Below are 17,614 nucleotides of genomic sequence, written 5' to 3'. Positions count from 1 at the left end.
TGTCAATCCAGATAATATTAATCCTAGTCCATATAAACCAACTAGAGTTACAAAAAGAATTGGCAAAATTTTAATGTTAAAAGGTAGAATAATTCCTATTGTCAACATTACAATAATCATAAGTATAGTAACCTTGACTAAGGATACTATAAACCATACTAATGTTTTTACAGATAATATACATAATATATGTGTTGGTTTTAGTAATAGTTGTTCAAATGTACCTGTCTGTTTTTCATACGAAATTGAAATTGATGCTTCTGAAATGATTGTTGATGCAAAAAACCAAAATATAAATCCTATATGTAAATTTTCTTGTCCGAGTTCAGTTTTAGATAATCCAATGAAAAAACCCATAAAAAAAATATATGTTACAATCAAGCTAACAATTTGGTCAGGATAATAGCTCTTTATTTCAGCTAAATATTTATGTAATTCTGCTTTAAAAGTATTTATAATCATAACAACCTCATCTCCATATTTTTGTAATAATATCTTCCAATGATGAACCTTGCCTATTAATACTATATATAGTGCATTCATTTTTCGCTAAGTAGTTAGAAACTTCCATAACAACTTTAAAATTGTCTGACACTTCAATTGTAGACCATCCATTATTTAACTCTTCTATTACATTTATAGGTACATCCAATTTTGTTAAATCAACACTACCAAAAAAACTAATTTTATAAGAACCTCCTGCATGTAGCTTTTTCAATTCACCAATTGAATCTAAAAATGCAATCTTCCCTTGTTCAAGCAATAAAACTCTATCAGCTAATTCTTCAACTACATCTAACTGATGTGAAGTTAATATTATTGTAATTTTTTCTTCCTTTGATAGCGTTTTAATTTCTTCTATCAAAATATTTTTAGATAAAACATCTAAACCTAATGTTGGTTCATCTAAGAAAAGTACTTCAGGTTTGTGTAACATTCCAATTATGATAGATAATTTTTGATGCATTCCTCTTGAATAGTGAGCTACCTTTTCATTTCTTGCATCAAAGAGATTAAATTTTGCTAAAAGTTCTTCTGCTCTTGTTAAAATCTCACTTTTACTTAATCCATATAACATACCAAAATATTTTATATTTTCTATGCCTGTCATGTACCAATATGTATTCCTTTCCCCTTCTAAAACTACTCCAATATTTTTAAAGTACGAGTTCCCTAAAGATTTTATATTACTATTTTTAAAAAACACATCCCCTGAGTTAGCTATCAAACAATTTGACATAATCTTAATTAATGTAGTCTTACCTGCACCATTATTACCAAGAATACTAAATATTTCACCCTTATTTATTTCAAAACTCAAACCTTTTAATACTTCTTTATTTCCATATCTCTTTTTTAAATTTTCAACTCTATATATCATATACATCCCTCTCAAATTGTTTTGCAATAATTGGTATATCATTTGTTTCTATTTCTTTTTTATAGCAATCTTTTTAATGTCATCATGTTTAAATTGACATTGTACTCCACAAATCACCTTATAAGTACACATTAAACATTTATCTAAAATAATGTATGTTGATATCTTTGTTTGGCATGATCGAATACTAAGCTAAAACCTAAATGTCCTAAAATACAACTAACACTATCTTTATTAATACTATTCAAGTTAATATTTAATACTATAGGCAATTTATAAGAATACATTTTTAATGTCCTATAAACATCCTCATAACTTCCTCTATCATTTTTATATATTCTTAACTTGTCATGCGTATTTTTATCATCATCTAATGTTATTTGTATGCTTGAAAAATTTTGTTCAATAAAATATCTACACATTTCATCATTTAACAAAATACCATTTGTAACAACTGATTTATTAACATGTTTAACAAACCGACAATCAACCTCATTAACAATTTTCTGAATAGTTTTAAATTCAATCAGTGGTTCAACACCAATAAAGCATAATTCTATAGATATTATTGATAAAGCATGTACACACGCTTTTGAATAAATTTACTATATTTAAAATTTTATCTTTATAAAACTATATTTGTCAACAATGTTTTTCTACAATTTTCTATTTTCTTCTACATATTGGTTTTTGATTGGGTAATGTAAATTGAGTAAAAAACTTTTTCTGGTAAGAATGAAAAAAACAGAAATAAGTTTTTCAATGAGTACATTAAAAAAAGAATTATTAAGAGCAATGATTAATGAGGGTAATTAACTACAGCACAAGATCTTCATTCTTTTTTAAAAGACCTTTTTAAAGATGCACTTCAAAAAATATTTGAAGCAGAATTAGAAGTAGAACTAGGTTATGCTAAAGAAGATAAAAAAACAAACAAATAATCGAAAAAATGTATATACAGATAAGAAAGTAAAAACTCAGTTTGGAGAAATACAAATAGAAGTTTCAAGAGATAGAAATGGAGGATTTGAACCAATAGTAGCACTTAGAAATAAAAGAGATATATTGGAATAAAAAAAATGGATAAAAAAATACCCTTTTGCAATAAAAAAGCTGATATACTAACCGAAAAGCATTATCACCTTTCTTTAAATTTCCAGCAAAAATTAGAAAGATAATGTATACTACAAACATCATAAAAAGTTTACATTGACAATTTAGAAAAGTTACAAAAACAAAGGCTATTTTCCCTTCAGACAAGGCTTTATACAAGATACTTTTTTAGCAAGTCAAAGGGGACAAACTTTCTCTATATAAGAATTATTGCCAAAATTATACAATTTTATGTATAATAGCATATAATTTTAGCAAACATAAAAGTAAGTTTAAAAGTTTTTGTTAATATCTAGTTAATTACTTCTTGCCAGATTGGAGTTTAAAGCACAAATTTATTATAGACTCAATTTGTAGATAAAATCGTTTATGACGAAAAAAACTGGAAATTAATGCGATATAATCGAACAAGAGAGATGATCTTGTCCGTCTTTTAGTACATATAGCAGAAGCTATGTATACTAAAAGACAGAAAAATTAAATAGTTGCTTATTGACAATATTGTCATAAGCTTTTAACATACAATCTAGCTAATATCACATCAATATACAGATTCTTATACATAGTAGAAATATGTCCCTTTATATTATATTGGTACTTATTTCTTCAATAATACAAATCAAGACATATGAATCTATTAAATAACTACATTAGCATAACATATCACATTATATCTAATAAAATATAAAACATTATAACTGAAACTAATAAAAATAAAAACATCTTTAGTCATTTTTTATTATTTTTTTAAAAAATATATAATGATTTAATAAAAATAAACATATTGCTACTATCAAAATCAATAAAACAACTGTTATTTTACTAGTTAACTCATATGCTTTTTCTATAGTTATAATTCCAATTAACAATATTATTTCGTCTAACATTTTTTTTATAAATAAAGTTAACTTCCTTTTAAAACTTGTATTCATTTCCTCCCCCTATACCTAATATCGTTCTTAGTTTGTTGCAAAACTCTGCAACTATTGAAAAAACTATAATTATTCAAGTTCATTTCAAAGGGTTTCCCCCAGTAGTTATAAAATATATATTATATACCCCAAACCTAAAAGAAAGATAACTTAAATCTAAAAGAAAGGAGAAACCCTATGAGAGCCCTTGCTAAACAAATACATTTTAGCGATTTCTTTGAAGAATTCGATAATTTAACTCAAAAACCAAATATACTTAAACTTTTTGAACAATATATCGATGTTAGATCTTTTATCCCTTATGAATTTTATCAAAAATACTATAGCTTAACTGGTCATCCTAGAAAATATCCTCTTGAAGCTTTTGTTTCAGCTTTCATTTTTAAAATGTTCTTTTCTATCCCTACTGTTTCTCTATTAATAACTCTTTTGAATATTTCTAAAGATTTACGTGAAGCTTGTGATTTTACTTCTGTCCCTCATAAGTCTCAATTCTCTCGTTTTTTAATTGATTTTTACGATGAAATTTATCTTATGTTCCATAGGTTAGTCGACATTACTGACCTAATTTGTAGAAAAATTAACTCTTTTAAAGCTTCTATATTAATTTCTGATACTACTGGTTTTGAAGGTTATGTTAAAGAAAATAATCCTAAATTCTTTGAATCTTTCCTTAAAGCTAGTAATAAAATCTTCTATTTTTCTAAATAAGGTAGATTTTATTGAAATTCAGTACGGAAATTATATCTAAAATCATCTCTTTTAAAGAGGAATATAATTTCCTGTGAATTATAAAAAATATGCTAAAATGCTTAAAAAACAAAATCAAGATGATAATTTTGATGTACATAAACATGCATACTCTAAAATGCCTAAAGCATCCTCTTATTTAATTTTTATAAATATCAAACCTTATATTCCTACACTTATTTTTATTTAATATACTTATCAACTAATATTCAGTACTTAACAAAACTTTTATGTAAATAATATAAAATTATGACTGTATGATATTTTAATCCCTAATATGTAAATTAATTTTTAATATTACAATAATTATTGTATATAATTGTACATATATAATATATGGTGTGTCAACTATTTTTTTCCGTTTTTACTGTAAAAAATAAATTATCCTAAAAATATTAAATATAAAATAGAAGTATATAATTCCCTGTTCTCGCAAAAAAAATCTGGCAGATATCCCGAAGAATATCTGCCCAACATTAAATTATAATTATCCTCTTTTTCTTGCTATAACTCTCTTAACAGCCTCTACTATATTTTCTGCTGTCAATCCATATTTAACTAATAACTCATCACTATTACCAGACTCTCCAAATGTATCTTTAATTCCTATTCTTTCTACTACTACAGGATAATTTTCTACTAATACTTCAGATACTGCACTGCCTAAACCACCAATTATACTATGCTCCTCTGCTGTAACAATAGCACCTGTATCCTGTGCCGCCTTTATAATAATATCTTTATCTATCGGCTTTATAGTGTGTATATTTATCACTCTAACTTTAATTCCTTCTTCTTCTAATTTCTTTCTTGCTTCTAAAGCAGCTGACACCATCACACCTGTTGCAATAATTGTCGCATCTGTTCCATCTTCTAACATTATACCTTTACCAATTTCAAATTTGTAATCATCTTCATTAAATATTACAGGTACTTTGCTTCTACCTAATCTTATATAAACTGGTCCATAATACTTAGCAGCTTCTAATACTGCTGCTTTTGCCTCAACACCGTCAGCAGGATTTATAACAACCATATTAGGGATTGTTCTCATCAAACTCAAATCTTCAACTGATTGATGTGAAGCACCATCTTCTCCAACTGTTATTCCAGCATGAGTTGCTGCTATTTTAACATTTAATTTAGGATAAGCAACTGAGTTTCTTATTATCTCATATGCTCTTCCAGTAGCAAACATAGCAAATGAGCTAGCAAAAGGTATTTTACCTGCTGCTGCTAGTCCAGCAGCTGTTCCTATTAAATTTTGTTCAGCTATTCCAACATTTATAAATCTCTCAGGGAATTCTTCTTTAAACCAATTAGTTCTAGTAGATTTTGATAAGTCTGCATCTAATACAACAACATCTTTATTGATCTTGCCTAATTCTTTCAACGCTTCACCATAAGCATCTCTAGTAGCCATTTTCTTACTCATTACATTTCACCTCCAAGTTCAGCTAGTGCTTTTTCTGTTTCTTCATCATTAGGTGCAGTACCGTGCCAGCCTACCTTGTTTTCCATAAATGAAACGCCTTTTCCTTTAACAGTTTTAGCAATGATTATTGTAGGTTTACCCTTAGTCTCTCTAGCTTTATCTAAAGCTTCAAATATTTCTTCGAAATTATGTCCATCTATTTTTATTACATTCCAACCAAAAGCTTCCCATTTTTTATCTATAGGTTCTATATTCATAACTTCTTTATTTTCCCCATCTATTTGAAGTCCATTATGGTCCAAGAAAACTGTTAAATTATCTAATTTATAATGTGCAGCAAACATAGCTGCTTCCCAAATCATACCTTCTTGAACCTCGCCATCACCTAATAGAGCATAAACTCTATAATCTTTATTACTTAATTTAGCTGCTAAAGCCATACCATTTGCTGCTGCTAATCCCTGTCCTAGAGAACCTGTTGACATATCAACACCAGGAGTCCCTTTCATATCAGGATGTCCTTGAAGCATTTGTCCTGTTTTTCTAAGTTTCATTAACTCTTCTTTAGCAAAATATCCCTTTTCAGCTAATGCTGCATATAAAACAGGAGCCGCATGTCCTTTTGACAATACAAATCTGTCTCTATCTTCCCATTTAGGCTGTTTAGGATCAATTCTCATTTCTTTAAAATATAAAGCTGTAACAATTTCACAAGCTGAAAGAGAACCGCCAGGATGTCCTGAACCTGACTCATTTAACATTTTAATAATATTCTTTCTTAATGTTGTAGCAATTTTTTTAAACTCAGTATATTTTTCCATATAATTACCTCCTATCCAGTAGTTTTTATTTCTTTAAAACCTTCTCCTAGCACCTCATATATGTCTGCTACCATTACAAAGGCATTTTTATCTATTTGGTGAACTATTTCTTTTAATTTAGTAACTTGAGATCTGTTTACCACGCACAATAATACATCTCTATCTTTGCCTGTATACATACCTCTTCCTTTAAGAACTGTAACTCCTCTATTTAATTTCTCAAGTATAGTATTTCCAATTTTATCAGGATACTGCGAAATAATAAAGAAAGCTTTGGCATATCCTAACCCTTCTAATATTAAGTCTATTACTTTTACAATAATATATAATGCTATTACTGAATATAATGAAGTTTCTAGCTTCTTGTCAACTATACCAGCAATAGCTACAACACACAAGTCTATACTCATCATAAAAGTAGCAGTACTAAAACCAGGGAAGTATTTATTAAGAATTGCACCAGCTAAATCAGTCCCACCAGTAGTACCGCCAAATCTAAAAACTATACCTAAACCTATTCCCATCAATACTCCACCAAATATTGCAGCCAATAATAATTCATTTACTAAATTCCCATTTGGCAATGTTCTAATAAAAAATGATAAAGCTAATGTTCCATATAAAGTCTTAGCACCAAATGCCTTTCCTAAAACTATAAGCCCAAAAATAAATAAAGGTATATTTATAGCTAAGTTTGTAATATCAACATCTATGCCAACAATTTTCTTTATTACAATAGCTAGACCAGTTACACCACCTGGTGCTATAGTATTAGGTTCTAAAAATAAGTTTAAAGATAGTGCCATAATTATTGTACCAATTGTTATACCTATATATTCAACTACATATCTATACCAATTCTTCTTGATACCTTCCATAAGTAACCTCCTCCTTTCTATTTTTTATTTATTCTACAATATCATCTCTAGAAAACAATACCAGTATTGCAAATAAAGGTAATACCATCTGCCTTTTATATCTCCAAGGTTCTTTCAATAATCTATATAACCATTCTAATCCTAATGTCTGAAAAATTTTAGGAGCTCTTTTGACATTACCTGCTAAAATATCCAGAGTCCCTCCATTTCCTATTATAACCTTACAATTCAATTTATCTTTATTTTCATGAATCCATTTCTCCTGTCTTGGTGCTCCAAATCCGACAAAAAGAATATCAGGTTTAGCATCATTGATTTTTTTAATAACTTCCATTTCTTCTTTATGCTCTTTATACCCAATATGCGTCCCCTTAAAATATCCATGATGAAAACCTGCTATTTTAACGTTACTATATTTTTCTTTTATATTTTCACAAGCTTTGAGCGCAACCCCTTGTTTACCACCAAGCAAAAATAAACTAAGTCCTTCTTTATTAGCCATCTCAATTATTTTTATTGAAAGGTCATATCCAGTTACTCTTTCTTTAAGAGGTTTTTTCTTTATTCTTGACGCATAAACTAAACCTATACCATCTGGTATAACTAAGTCTCCTTCATTTAATAAGGCCTTTAATTCATCATCTTTTCTTGCTGCCATTACAATTTCGGTATTCGGAGTATATATAACATTTGTTTTGTTACTTTTTACAAATTCATACACTTTATCTACAGCAGAATCTAAAGTTACTTTATCTATTCTTATACCCATTATTTTAATAGTGTCCTTCACTATTTCACCTACTTTTTTAATAATTCTAAAGCCATAGATATATTATCTTTTGCCTTTTTTTCAAGTACATATTTTACCTCTGTAAGTAATTTATTGTACTCACTTCTATTTCTCCATACTTTTTCAACCTGTGTACATAAATCAACAATCTCAAGTGAATCTACATAACATCTAGCATCAACATTAAGCATATCTAAAAAACCTTCAACTTTAGGGTCGTATATTAAACCAACCATCGGAACTGCTTGTGTAGCAGCATATATAAGTGAATGTAACCTCATGGCTATAATCATATCTAAGTATTTAATTATTCCCATTATATCTTCAACATTATAACTATTCTTTAATATATAACAGTCTGCCTTAGTACTTTTCTTAATCTCTTGACTTATTTTTAAATCTTCAGGATAATGCATTGGAATAAGTAAAAATTTCATCCCGTAACTACTGCTTAGAAAATCTAATGTTTTAGCTAAGGTTTCCTTTAGTTTCTCTGAATTTCTCCACTCTCTAACTGCTAATCCAACTAGAGGTTTATCCTGAGGTATTCCCTCTTTTATAAATATCTCCTTTACTCTTTTTTCATTTGATGCTTCCAAAGTAAAAACTGGATCAGCTGTCACAAATATATTATCAATGTTTACACCTATATTTTTTAATGTCTCTTTTGAATTAGAATCTCTTAGAGTTATCATATCCACTTTATTTAGTATAATCTTAGTCAACAATCTATTCAACCTTTTATTTATTGGTCCAATACCATTAGCATAGATCATTACAGGTTTTCTGAATAATTTTGCTAAAAAAATTATAAATAAATAGTAAATTATAGACCTAGTACTTGTAACGTCTTGTAGTAAACTACCACCACCACTAATCAACATATCAGTATTACGCATCTCTAAAAGTATATCAATTATATTAAATCTGTTTATCGCCCTTACATTATAAGTTTTTTGTGTACTTAATGGATTCTTTGATAATACAACAATATCAATATCCTTATTAATACACTTAAAATCTTTGACAATAGCTTTTAAAATTGCATCATCACCACTATTATTAAACCCATAATATCCAGAAATCAAAACACTTTTTCTCTTTTTCATAGATATACTCCCTTATCTATATTATCAAGATTTGTCTTTTCACTCTCATTTTTAGATAATCTAACAGCAACTAATATAAAAGATATTAACAACCAAAATGTTATTATTATTCTTGGTAAATACAATATATTTTCAAATAAACCATGAAATAAAACAGATGATAGCCCTGCCAATACACCTGCAATTATAGTTTTTAAATACCTATCATTATTTTTTATCAAAGTTATTATAGCATATTTGTAAATAATAAAAATAAATAATATAAATAAGACAAATCCACCTATTCCCATCTCAGCTAATGTTTCAAGATACATATTATGAGCATGATATACATTCATAGTCCTTATATATTTTACAAATGTTTCTCTAAAAGGAATATAACCAAAACCAACTCCAGTAATTAGGTTGTCTCTAATAATATCTAATGTTATTGTCCATACCTTTATTCTATAAGCATTTGATGAATCACTTAAATTTCCAATAGTTGTAATCCTATGAATTACAGAAGATGGCATTATAAAAATCGCCAAAACTCCAGCAGGTATTAATGATAATAATAATCTCTTTTCTACTAATATAACAAATATTAATAAACCAAAAGCAAACCCTAACCATCCACCTCTAGAAAATGTTAATATCAATGTTACAATTAAAATCAAACTACTCACTAAAAAAATCAATTTCTTCAAAAGCTTTTTTGTAAACCAAAATAAAGATATTGAAATAGGAATTGACATTATTAGATATTCTGCTAATATATTAGGATTGCCAAAAACTGAAAATACTCTTGTATTTATATCAGGATTGATAGAAACATCAACCCAAGCTTTATCTAGCTTAATACCAGCTTTATATTGATACAAACCATATATAGCTACTAAAACAGCAGTAAAAACGAATAAAGTCAAAATAGAATTTAACTGCTTCTTATTTTCGATATTATTAACTACCACAATAAGAAATCCTAATGAACTAAAATGTATAACTAAATCTCTAAAACTCCCTTGCGGATTATAAGAAGTTAAAGTAGATATTAACATCACAAATGCCAAAACAAAGATAAATACACCGAATACACTTTTTTTAAAATCCTGCCTAACTATAAATATTTGTCTAAATATAAAAACCATAAATAAACATATCAAATATACAAGTGAATAGGCTTTTGGTATAAAAGGTAATATAAAAATGGCTAGGCCTATTCCAATTTTTATATCAATTATTGACAGCAATATGGCAATAGACATAGCCAATGCTTTTACCACCATTTTTCCCCTCCATTATCTTCATCTAAAGTAAATATATAAGTGATAAATCTAACAAAATAACTATTTTTAGTTATAATTTCTAAATCTAAGTTTGAGTCTCTAAAACATTTAGTATGAATTTTGCTAATCAACTTATAGCTAGAACTTTCTTTTAGACTTTTAACAAAAAAAGTATTAAGCTTTCTAAGTAAATTATTAATTATGTCAACTACTAAATAATACATTCTACACAAAAAACTACTTTCTAGTATTTCACTCTCCTGTGTTAAAAAAGCTACTAATAACGAACCACTTAACAGCCTCTTAAGAAAATTTTTTATCTTTATATAAGTCCTTTTAAACAAACTATATTCATAAAATCTATTGGCTTTTTCCCAAATTTTAGATAAAACAGTAAATGTGTAACTAGCATACACAATATCATCTCCTACTAATCTGCTTTAGTTTCAACACCTAATACAGTAGCAAAAACAGCAATATTTTTATTTTTTAATCTAAATTGAGTTCCTATTCTCGTATGTTCTCCACCAATAATAATAACTTGATCTGTTATAACAGCGTCAGCTTCAACAACTAGATCAACGACATATTTACCAGGTACATCAGCCATAACTATTCTACCATCACTTGTAGTTACCGCTTCTTTATAATTCTTAACTTTTTTCTCGACTATCTTACCAAAAATTTGACCCCTATCATAGTGATACAATAGTGCACCTTCCTTTATTCCATCTACTGTAGGTTTCCTTACATTTCTTATTTCAAGTTTAACTAAAACTTTTTGCCCTTCTGCTACTACATTAGGTTTAGATTTGAAAAGTTTATACCATCCACCTACTATTAAAAGTGCAAATATTAATAAAACCGCTAAATCAATTATATTTATTAATCCGAAAATTCTACCTTTACTATCAATAATTTTCATTTTACAACCTCCTACCTAAAATTTCTTCATATATTTTCAAATGGTCATTAGTCATTTTCTCTAATGAAAATTTCTCAACAACGTCTTTATAAAGATTTTCTCCTAATTCTTCAATTTTACTTCTATTATCTAGAAGAAAATTTATATGATTACTTAAAGATAAAATATCCCCTACTTCAAACAAATAACCATTAACACCATCTATTACTAAATCACCTAATCCACCAACATTAGTACATAAAATCGGTTTTTTCATTCTAGCACCTTCAAGCACAACATATGGAAAGCTCTCGCTTTTTGAAGTTAAAACATTGATATCAATAGCATTAAAAAATGAATATGGTTCTTTAACAAAACCTAAAAAATAGATACTCTCCTGTAGCCCATGTTCCTTAACTAATTGAAAAAGTCTTTTTTCTTCTGCTCCTGAACCAGCAACTAAAAAAATTACATCATCCCTATCCTCTAACACCTTTATAGCAGCTTTAATAAAAGTATCGTGATCTTTTACCATTTCAAGTCTACCCATTATTCCTACTATTATCTTATCTTTTGAGTCTATCCCAAAACTCTTTAAAAATAATTCCTTAGGTGTAATTTTAATTTCACTATCAAAGTCTATTCCATTATATACTGTAAAAATTTTATTTGCATTAAATCCTCTATCTACAAGCATCTTTTTAAAATTTGTAGAAATAGCTATATAATAGTCAAAAAATCTTAATGCTAGAGAATTTATAGTTGTATACACTATGTGTTTATATAAATTATCCTTAAAGTCAAGTTTATAGTCACTGTGTATAGTTGTAATAAAAGGTTTTTTAACGATTTTCTTTAATATCATGCCAACAAAATTTGCTCTAGCTCCATGACAATGTATTATATCATAATCATGATTTATAATAATATTCCTTAATCTCTTAATAACAGACAAATCATATCTCTTTTTCTGCTTAAAGACATCTATATCTATGCCTAAAGATTTACCTTCATAATAAAATTCGTCTTCTAAAAAACAAATCAATTTTACATCTATCTTTTTACTTAACTCCTTAACTAAAGACAGTACATGGGTTTTGGCTCCACCAGTGTCACCGCCACTTATCAAATGAAGTACTTTCATATATCAGTAGCTCTCAGCGAGAGCTTCCTCCTTTCAGGTAATATCTTAAATATCTATATTATTATAACACAATAGCATAACACTTTCTATTATAAACTTAACCTACAATTTTTCATATTAAAAGAGCTGCATACTTCACAGCTCCAGAACAACCCATAAAAACAAATTACTTTATCTCATACTCTCCTCTAACCATAAATATAGCATATTTCTCTACATAAACGCCTCTTCCATCATCTCTTGGAATTATCAAAAGATGATTTGGTGGAATATTTTGATCCATTTTTATGTCTACTGCTCCAGTAACATCAGATAATCCTCCTAGCTCTCCAGCTATAGCTTTAGCCTTTCCACCTCTTAAAATGATTTCCGTTCCAGCTTTACCTATAAGTTTTTGACCATTCCTTAATTCAACAACTTCCAGTTTAGGAATTGCTACATTTTTATTTTCTTCTGATTTATTTTTTTCTAATTCTGATAATCTCCTCTTTAATTCTTGATTTTCTTTAATTAAATCTTGTATATTTGTAGTATTCAAGCTCACATTTTCATAAACTTCTTGAATTTTCTGGTCTATGTAATATTTTATCTGCTCAATACGCTTTTCAATATAACTCTGTGTAACTAACGGATCTTCTAATGTTCCCGGTTCATTCAATGCAGCTTTCCCTATCCCAATAAATACAAAAAAAGCTGTTCCAACAGTTATCGCATATATTAAAGTTTTTCTTTTCTTTATTTTTTGCAGCATTAAAATCCCTCCCTTATTATACATTCGACTATTTCCTCAAGAATCCTGTCATAATATATTTTATTTTTCGATTTCCCAGGAAATATTGTCGATAGCAAATAAAATTTTCGATTTAAGTAAATGAACAAAATCTTCGATTTAAATAAATTAAAGAAGATTTTGCCTATATCCATTACGGAAATTATATTTAAAATTATCCACAAATTAATACAGTTTATAATTTCATACTTAATATAAAAAAAGCGACTGAAAGCCGCTTGATTACTATTCTAAAAGTCAATCAGTCCTAAGCTGATTTTTAAACATTCATTAACTTTTTCCATCATATCTTCATCAAAAAAACCAATTTTTTCTCTAAGCCTTTTCTTATCAATTGTTCTAATTTGTTCTAATAAAACTACTGAATCTTTGGGAAGTCCATAATCTGTAGCACTAATTTCTATATGAGTTGGCAATTTGGCTTTATTGATTTGAGAAGTTATTGCCGCTACTATAACAGTAGGGCTATACTTATTGCCTATATCATTTTGGATAATCAAAACAGGCCTTACTCCCCCCTGTTCCGAACCTATAACAGGGCTAAGGTCAGCATAATATATATCTCCTCTCTTTACAATCATTCTATTCACTTCCTGTCAATTTAGCCTCATAATTAAACAACTCTCTAACATCTTCTTCAAAACCAACTTCAGCTAAATTCAAGTTAATATGACTCATTTCCATGTACCCAGATTTAAGTTTTTCTCTTATCTCCATTTTTTTTCTTTCTCTAATGTAAAGTCTCATGGCCTCCCTTATAAACTCACTTCTATTCTTTTTCTCAATTGAAATAATACAATCAATTTCCTCTAATAAACTATTAGGTAAACTTATCATAATTCTTTTTGTTTCGGCCATTTGAGCACCTCCATACCTAGGGACCTCTATATTCATATGTCTTTAAAAGTATCTATATTTTAATATATTCTTATATAAAGCAATATATACTAGATTATATATTATTATTTATAAAAGTGTCAATAAACTATTATAGCAAGTTTCAAATAAATAAGTCTATAGCAATCAGAAAAAATATGTTTATTTCTCTAACAGATAATCAATTACTTCTACTATTTCGCCATTTTTTACATAAACTCTAGGAACTCTTCTGCTTACCATGCATACAATTTCATAGTTTATTGTACCAAGTTTTTTAGCTACTTCATCAATATGTAGAGAATTTATACCGTCACCAAATAATACTACTTCATCTCCTACATTCACATCTTCCACTTCAGTTAAATCTATCATACATTGATCCATACATATTCTACCAACAACTTTAACTTTTTTATCTTTCACCATAACTTCTGCTTTTCCTGTAAGAATTCTAGTAAATCCATCAGCATATCCTATTGGTAATGTTCCTATCTTAGATTCTTTTTCTGTAACATAGGTAAGCCCATAACTAATACCTGTCCCCTTAGGTACCGTTTTTAAATGTGATATTTTTGTTTTTAAAGTCATAGCAGGTTTTAAATCGACATTTGATTTATTAACATAATCTGACGGATAAAGGCCATATAACATAATTCCCGCTCTAACCATATCAAGATTATACTCTGGTAAATCTATTATTGCAGCACTATTCGACACATGCTTAATAGGTATTTTTATACCGTTTTTCTCTAGTTCTTCAATCAATTTTTGAAACCTACTAAACTGTTTTCTTGTAAAAGTTTTATCTTTTTCATCAGCAACTGCAAAATGTGTAAAAATTCCTTCTACTTCAATATAAGGAAGTTCACAGATTTCACTTATCTGATTTACAGTATGTTCGTTAACTTCAAAACCCAATCTGTTCATACCAGTATCAATTTTAATATGTACTATACCTGTTTTACCCAATTTTTCAGCAGCTTTAGAAAATGCTACTCCTTGCTCATAGGTATAAATTGTCTGAATTATATCATATTCAATAACTTTTTCAAATTGATATTCAGGAGTATAACCTAATATAAGTATAGGTACTTCAAATCCAGCATTTCTCAACTCCATAGCTTCTGATAATGTAGCTACAGCTAATCTATCAGCATCATTATTAAGAAAAGTTTCTGCTGCTTTAATAGCTCCATGCCCATAAGCATCTGCTTTAACTACTGCAGTTATTAAAGTACCATCTTTAACTACTCTTTTTACTTCCTTCATATTATGTGCTAAGTTATCTAGGTTAATCTCGGCCCATACTGGCCTTATATTAGTTAAAGATAGCATTTATTGTCCCCCTTTATCTGTACTTAACCGAACCTTTTTGTATTTTGTAGAATTTTGAAAATTTATAGAAAATTCTTATTAAAATCTTCTAATTAAATTTTATCACTTTTATCAATTTTTCAAAACATAAACTTCAAATTTTTCATCTTTTATATCAAGATTATATAAAAAATCTGAATAATAAATTTCAACTGTAATATATTCATCTTTGTCTAATATGTATAATTTATATGGTAAGTAAGTTTTTTTATCTACCCATAGTTTTTGATACATTCTGTATTTATTATTGCCTGGAATCATAGTTGTAATTATTAAGTAATCATTATTATCTATATTTTCCGATTCAAGATTAACCATTTCTGTTGTGTTAAGATTTCTTAAAAAGTAACCTACAAACATATTTTCATCTGGAGAATCTTTATAGTCTCTTATCAATATAGATTGGTCTATTTGTGGATGATAAATCCAAGCCTGTTCTCCATTATATATTGTCGTTATTCCTTTACTTTCTTCAGGTTCTATAATTTGTATTATATACTTATTTGGTCTCTTAAAAACTTGTTTCGCCTTATATTCTTTTGGTTCTTTACCGCCATTAATTATTATTTTAGCAAAACAACTGTAACTTTCCATTCTATTATACTTCTTTTGTATTTGATAGAAAATTTCCTCATCAGTTATTTCACTACATGCAGTTAAAAACAAAATACTTAACAGTAACAATAAGACAATACGTTTCATTCCACCAACTCCAGGCAAATTTTTTTAATTTAAAGATTTTATAGAATAAGGAACATACTCTAAAATATCCGTAGCAATCAAACCGTATTCGCCTTTATCATATTTTGCCAAATCACCAGCCAAACCATGTATATAAACTCCTGCAATAGTTGCATCTAAACATTCAATTCCTTGACCTATAAAACTTGTAATTATACCTGTTAAAACGTCTCCGCTACCTGCTGTTGCCATACCTGGGTTGCCAGTAGTATTGATATAAATTTTACCTTCTTCACTACTGATTACTGTATTAGCTCCTTTTAAAACTGTAATAACTCCAAATTTTTTTGAAGTTAATTGGGCATACCTTACTCTATCAGATTCTATTTCTTTAATACTTATGCCAAGTAATCTAGAAAGTTCTCCTGGATGAGGAGTTATAACTGTTTTTCCCTTTCTTTGTTTAAATACTTCTGTATTATTAACTAGACAATTAATTCCATCAGCATCTAAAACAACAGTTTTTTTATAGTTTAATAATATTTGTTTAACTAATTCAGTCCTCTCAGAATCTACTCCTAGTCCTGGACCTATAGCTAATACATCCATTTTTTCTATAGTTTTTAAAATGTATCCCAATTCTTCTATGCAAAAATGTCCTTTATCATTGTCTTCAACTGGAATAGTTATTACTTCTGTAGTTTTTATTTCTAGGATTTTATTTAAAGATTTTGGAATGAACAGATATACCAGCCCACTTCCACTTCTTAAACATGCAGTAGAAGTTAAATATGCTGCCCCAGTCATACCTAAACTTCCTGCTAATACACCTACTCTCCCATATGTACCTTTATGCGAATAAGCTTTTCTTCTTGGAATAATTCTAGATATCATGTCTTTATCAGTCATTATTATCCCATTTTTAACTCCTTCTTCTATTTTTACCATATCTTCATACTCTCTTTTACCTTCTGCAACAGCAAAAGCTATGGCATATGCATCACAATGACTTATTGAAAGTTGAATATTCTCTATTCCCAATTTCCTTGCTATATCTTCAGCATTGCCTGACAGAACAACAAATGGTTTACCTAAACTGTCATGTAATATCTTAATGTCAGTCCATTTATAGTTTCTGATCCCTTGACCTAATGCTTTACTGACTGCTTCTTTTCCAGCAAACATACCTGCTATTGTTTTTATATTCATATTTCTTTTTAAAAAGTACTCTCTTTCCTCTTCACAAAATATTCTTTCAATAAATTTTTCATTCTTCATAGCTTCTTTTATTCTATCTATCTCTATTATATCTATTCCATTACCTTTAATCATTATTCCATCCCCTTAAAATTTATTTAAATCGAA

20 protein-coding genes and 2 pseudogenes are annotated in these 17,614 nt (G+C 28.2%); 3 read left to right on the top strand and 19 right to left on the bottom strand.

Annotation, left to right across the window (positions count from 1 at the left end; genetic code table 11):
- The 3 genes from AB4Y15_RS10905 to AB4Y15_RS10895 all read right to left on the bottom strand — a co-directional run.
- Window positions 1–462 (bottom strand): ABC transporter permease (locus tag AB4Y15_RS10905; protein ID WP_427340384.1); only part of this gene is annotated, 462 nt, incomplete at its 3' end.
- A 7-nt stretch (window positions 463–469) separates the two neighbouring features.
- Window positions 470–1,381, bottom strand: a complete 912-nt coding sequence (locus AB4Y15_RS10900) for an ABC transporter ATP-binding protein (RefSeq protein ID WP_427340383.1) — start codon at window positions 1,379–1,381, stop codon at window positions 470–472.
- A 143-nt stretch (window positions 1,382–1,524) separates the two neighbouring features.
- Complete coding sequence (locus tag AB4Y15_RS10895) at window positions 1,525–1,818, bottom strand: radical SAM protein (protein WP_427340382.1); 294 nt, start codon at window positions 1,816–1,818, stop codon at window positions 1,525–1,527.
- 325 nt (window positions 1,819–2,143) lie between these two features.
- On the opposite strand from AB4Y15_RS10895, the pseudogene AB4Y15_RS10890 reads away from it, so the two are divergent.
- Both AB4Y15_RS10890 and AB4Y15_RS10885 read left to right on the top strand, forming a co-directional pair.
- Window positions 2,144–2,446: pseudogene (locus tag AB4Y15_RS10890) on the top strand (transposase); the annotation flags it as partial.
- Between the two features lie 12 nt (window positions 2,447–2,458).
- Window positions 2,459–2,663 (top strand): annotated as a pseudogene (locus AB4Y15_RS10885) (transposase); the annotation flags it as partial.
- 556 nt (window positions 2,664–3,219) lie between these two features.
- Here AB4Y15_RS10885 and AB4Y15_RS10880 read toward each other — a convergent pair.
- On the bottom strand, window positions 3,220–3,426 hold the full coding sequence (locus AB4Y15_RS10880) for a hypothetical protein (protein ID WP_427340381.1): 207 nt from the start codon (window positions 3,424–3,426) through the stop codon (window positions 3,220–3,222).
- Window positions 3,427–3,603: 177 nt separating this feature from the next.
- Between AB4Y15_RS10880 and AB4Y15_RS10875 the strand changes: the two genes are divergently transcribed.
- On the top strand, window positions 3,604–4,137 hold the full coding sequence (locus tag AB4Y15_RS10875) for a transposase (protein WP_427340380.1): 534 nt from the start codon (window positions 3,604–3,606) through the stop codon (window positions 4,135–4,137).
- 526 nt (window positions 4,138–4,663) lie between these two features.
- Here the strand turns inward: AB4Y15_RS10875 and AB4Y15_RS10870 are convergent.
- The 15 genes from AB4Y15_RS10870 to AB4Y15_RS10800 form a co-directional block, all read right to left on the bottom strand.
- On the bottom strand, window positions 4,664–5,611 hold the full coding sequence (locus AB4Y15_RS10870) for a transketolase family protein (RefSeq protein ID WP_427340379.1): 948 nt from the start codon (window positions 5,609–5,611) through the stop codon (window positions 4,664–4,666).
- On the bottom strand, window positions 5,611–6,432 hold the full coding sequence (locus tag AB4Y15_RS10865; RefSeq protein WP_427340378.1) for a transketolase: 822 nt from the start codon (window positions 6,430–6,432) through the stop codon (window positions 5,611–5,613). The genes AB4Y15_RS10870 and AB4Y15_RS10865 overlap by 1 nt, the downstream gene beginning before the upstream one ends.
- A gap of 11 nt (window positions 6,433–6,443) precedes the next feature.
- The gene (locus AB4Y15_RS10860; RefSeq protein WP_427340377.1) at window positions 6,444–7,310 is read right to left on the bottom strand and encodes a YitT family protein; all 867 of its coding nucleotides are present in this window, start codon (window positions 7,308–7,310) and stop codon (window positions 6,444–6,446) included.
- Between the two features lie 28 nt (window positions 7,311–7,338).
- On the bottom strand, window positions 7,339–8,100 hold the full coding sequence (locus AB4Y15_RS10855) for a WecB/TagA/CpsF family glycosyltransferase (protein WP_427340376.1): 762 nt from the start codon (window positions 8,098–8,100) through the stop codon (window positions 7,339–7,341).
- A gap of 8 nt (window positions 8,101–8,108) precedes the next feature.
- On the bottom strand, window positions 8,109–9,209 hold the full coding sequence (gene csaB, locus AB4Y15_RS10850; protein ID WP_427340375.1) for a polysaccharide pyruvyl transferase CsaB: 1,101 nt from the start codon (window positions 9,207–9,209) through the stop codon (window positions 8,109–8,111).
- Window positions 9,206–10,477: an O-antigen ligase family protein gene (locus tag AB4Y15_RS10845; protein WP_427340374.1), complete on the bottom strand. Its 1,272-nt coding sequence runs from the start codon at window positions 10,475–10,477 to the stop codon at window positions 9,206–9,208. Before AB4Y15_RS10845 ends, csaB begins: the two co-directional genes overlap by 4 nt.
- Window positions 10,468–10,893 carry a hypothetical protein gene (locus AB4Y15_RS10840; protein WP_427340373.1) on the bottom strand — a complete coding sequence of 142 codons (426 nt, stop codon included), beginning with the start codon at window positions 10,891–10,893 and terminating at the stop codon, window positions 10,468–10,470. The genes AB4Y15_RS10845 and AB4Y15_RS10840 overlap by 10 nt, the downstream gene beginning before the upstream one ends.
- A 14-nt stretch (window positions 10,894–10,907) precedes the next feature.
- Window positions 10,908–11,402: a DUF4330 domain-containing protein gene (locus AB4Y15_RS10835; protein ID WP_427340372.1), complete on the bottom strand. Its 495-nt coding sequence runs from the start codon at window positions 11,400–11,402 to the stop codon at window positions 10,908–10,910.
- A gap of 1 nt (window position 11,403) precedes the next feature.
- The gene (locus tag AB4Y15_RS10830) at window positions 11,404–12,525 is read right to left on the bottom strand and encodes a glycosyltransferase family 4 protein (RefSeq protein ID WP_427340371.1); all 1,122 of its coding nucleotides are present in this window, start codon (window positions 12,523–12,525) and stop codon (window positions 11,404–11,406) included.
- 166 nt (window positions 12,526–12,691) lie between these two features.
- Window positions 12,692–13,276: a hypothetical protein gene (locus AB4Y15_RS10825; protein WP_427340370.1), complete on the bottom strand. Its 585-nt coding sequence runs from the start codon at window positions 13,274–13,276 to the stop codon at window positions 12,692–12,694.
- 269 nt (window positions 13,277–13,545) lie between these two features.
- Complete coding sequence (locus AB4Y15_RS10820) at window positions 13,546–13,896, bottom strand: type II toxin-antitoxin system PemK/MazF family toxin (protein ID WP_427340369.1); 351 nt, start codon at window positions 13,894–13,896, stop codon at window positions 13,546–13,548.
- Between the two features lies 1 nt (window position 13,897).
- Window positions 13,898–14,173, bottom strand: a complete 276-nt coding sequence (locus AB4Y15_RS10815; RefSeq protein WP_427340368.1) for a CopG family ribbon-helix-helix protein — start codon at window positions 14,171–14,173, stop codon at window positions 13,898–13,900.
- A gap of 180 nt (window positions 14,174–14,353) precedes the next feature.
- Window positions 14,354–15,529, bottom strand: coding sequence for an alanine racemase (gene alr / locus AB4Y15_RS10810; protein WP_427340367.1), 1,176 nt, complete (start codon window positions 15,527–15,529; stop codon window positions 14,354–14,356).
- A gap of 111 nt (window positions 15,530–15,640) precedes the next feature.
- On the bottom strand, window positions 15,641–16,270 hold the full coding sequence (locus AB4Y15_RS10805) for a LolA family protein (RefSeq protein ID WP_427340366.1): 630 nt from the start codon (window positions 16,268–16,270) through the stop codon (window positions 15,641–15,643).
- A 24-nt stretch (window positions 16,271–16,294) separates the two neighbouring features.
- Complete coding sequence (locus AB4Y15_RS10800) at window positions 16,295–17,581, bottom strand: NAD(P)H-hydrate dehydratase (protein WP_427340365.1); 1,287 nt, start codon at window positions 17,579–17,581, stop codon at window positions 16,295–16,297.
- Window positions 17,582–17,614 lie beyond the last annotated feature (33 nt).

It is taken from the genome of Caloranaerobacter longqiensis (assembly GCF_050286925.1).
Lineage (GTDB): Bacteria > Bacillota > Clostridia > Tissierellales > Thermohalobacteraceae > Caloranaerobacter.
This window is presented reverse-complemented; position numbering and strand designations above follow the sequence as displayed.

Excerpts from the sequence above, each read along its gene's own strand:
- AB4Y15_RS10825 (WP_427340370.1), bottom strand. The coding sequence starts at position 13,276 with ATGCTGCAAAAAATAAAGAAAAGAAAAACTTTAATATATGCGATAACT.
- AB4Y15_RS10815 (WP_427340368.1), bottom strand. The coding sequence starts at position 14,173 with ATGGCCGAAACAAAAAGAATTATGATAAGTTTACCTAATAGTTTATTA.
- AB4Y15_RS10860 (WP_427340377.1), bottom strand. The coding sequence starts at position 7,310 with ATGGAAGGTATCAAGAAGAATTGGTATAGATATGTAGTTGAATATATA.
- AB4Y15_RS10870 (WP_427340379.1), bottom strand. The coding sequence starts at position 5,611 with ATGAGTAAGAAAATGGCTACTAGAGATGCTTATGGTGAAGCGTTGAAA.
- AB4Y15_RS10835 (WP_427340372.1), bottom strand. The coding sequence starts at position 11,402 with ATGAAAATTATTGATAGTAAAGGTAGAATTTTCGGATTAATAAATATA.
- AB4Y15_RS10875 (WP_427340380.1), top strand. The coding sequence starts at position 3,604 with ATGAGAGCCCTTGCTAAACAAATACATTTTAGCGATTTCTTTGAAGAA.
- AB4Y15_RS10880 (WP_427340381.1), bottom strand. The coding sequence starts at position 3,426 with ATGAATACAAGTTTTAAAAGGAAGTTAACTTTATTTATAAAAAAAATG.
- AB4Y15_RS10830 (WP_427340371.1), bottom strand. The coding sequence starts at position 12,525 with ATGAAAGTACTTCATTTGATAAGTGGCGGTGACACTGGTGGAGCCAAA.
- csaB (WP_427340375.1), bottom strand. The coding sequence starts at position 9,209 with ATGAAAAAGAGAAAAAGTGTTTTGATTTCTGGATATTATGGGTTTAAT.
- alr (WP_427340367.1), bottom strand. The coding sequence starts at position 15,529 with ATGCTATCTTTAACTAATATAAGGCCAGTATGGGCCGAGATTAACCTA.
- AB4Y15_RS10820 (WP_427340369.1), bottom strand. The coding sequence starts at position 13,896 with ATGATTGTAAAGAGAGGAGATATATATTATGCTGACCTTAGCCCTGTT.
- AB4Y15_RS10805 (WP_427340366.1), bottom strand. The coding sequence starts at position 16,270 with ATGAAACGTATTGTCTTATTGTTACTGTTAAGTATTTTGTTTTTAACT.
- AB4Y15_RS10865 (WP_427340378.1), bottom strand. The coding sequence starts at position 6,432 with ATGGAAAAATATACTGAGTTTAAAAAAATTGCTACAACATTAAGAAAG.
- AB4Y15_RS10800 (WP_427340365.1), bottom strand. The coding sequence starts at position 17,581 with ATGATTAAAGGTAATGGAATAGATATAATAGAGATAGATAGAATAAAA.
- AB4Y15_RS10900 (WP_427340383.1), bottom strand. The coding sequence starts at position 1,381 with ATGATATATAGAGTTGAAAATTTAAAAAAGAGATATGGAAATAAAGAA.
- AB4Y15_RS10845 (WP_427340374.1), bottom strand. The coding sequence starts at position 10,477 with ATGGTGGTAAAAGCATTGGCTATGTCTATTGCCATATTGCTGTCAATA.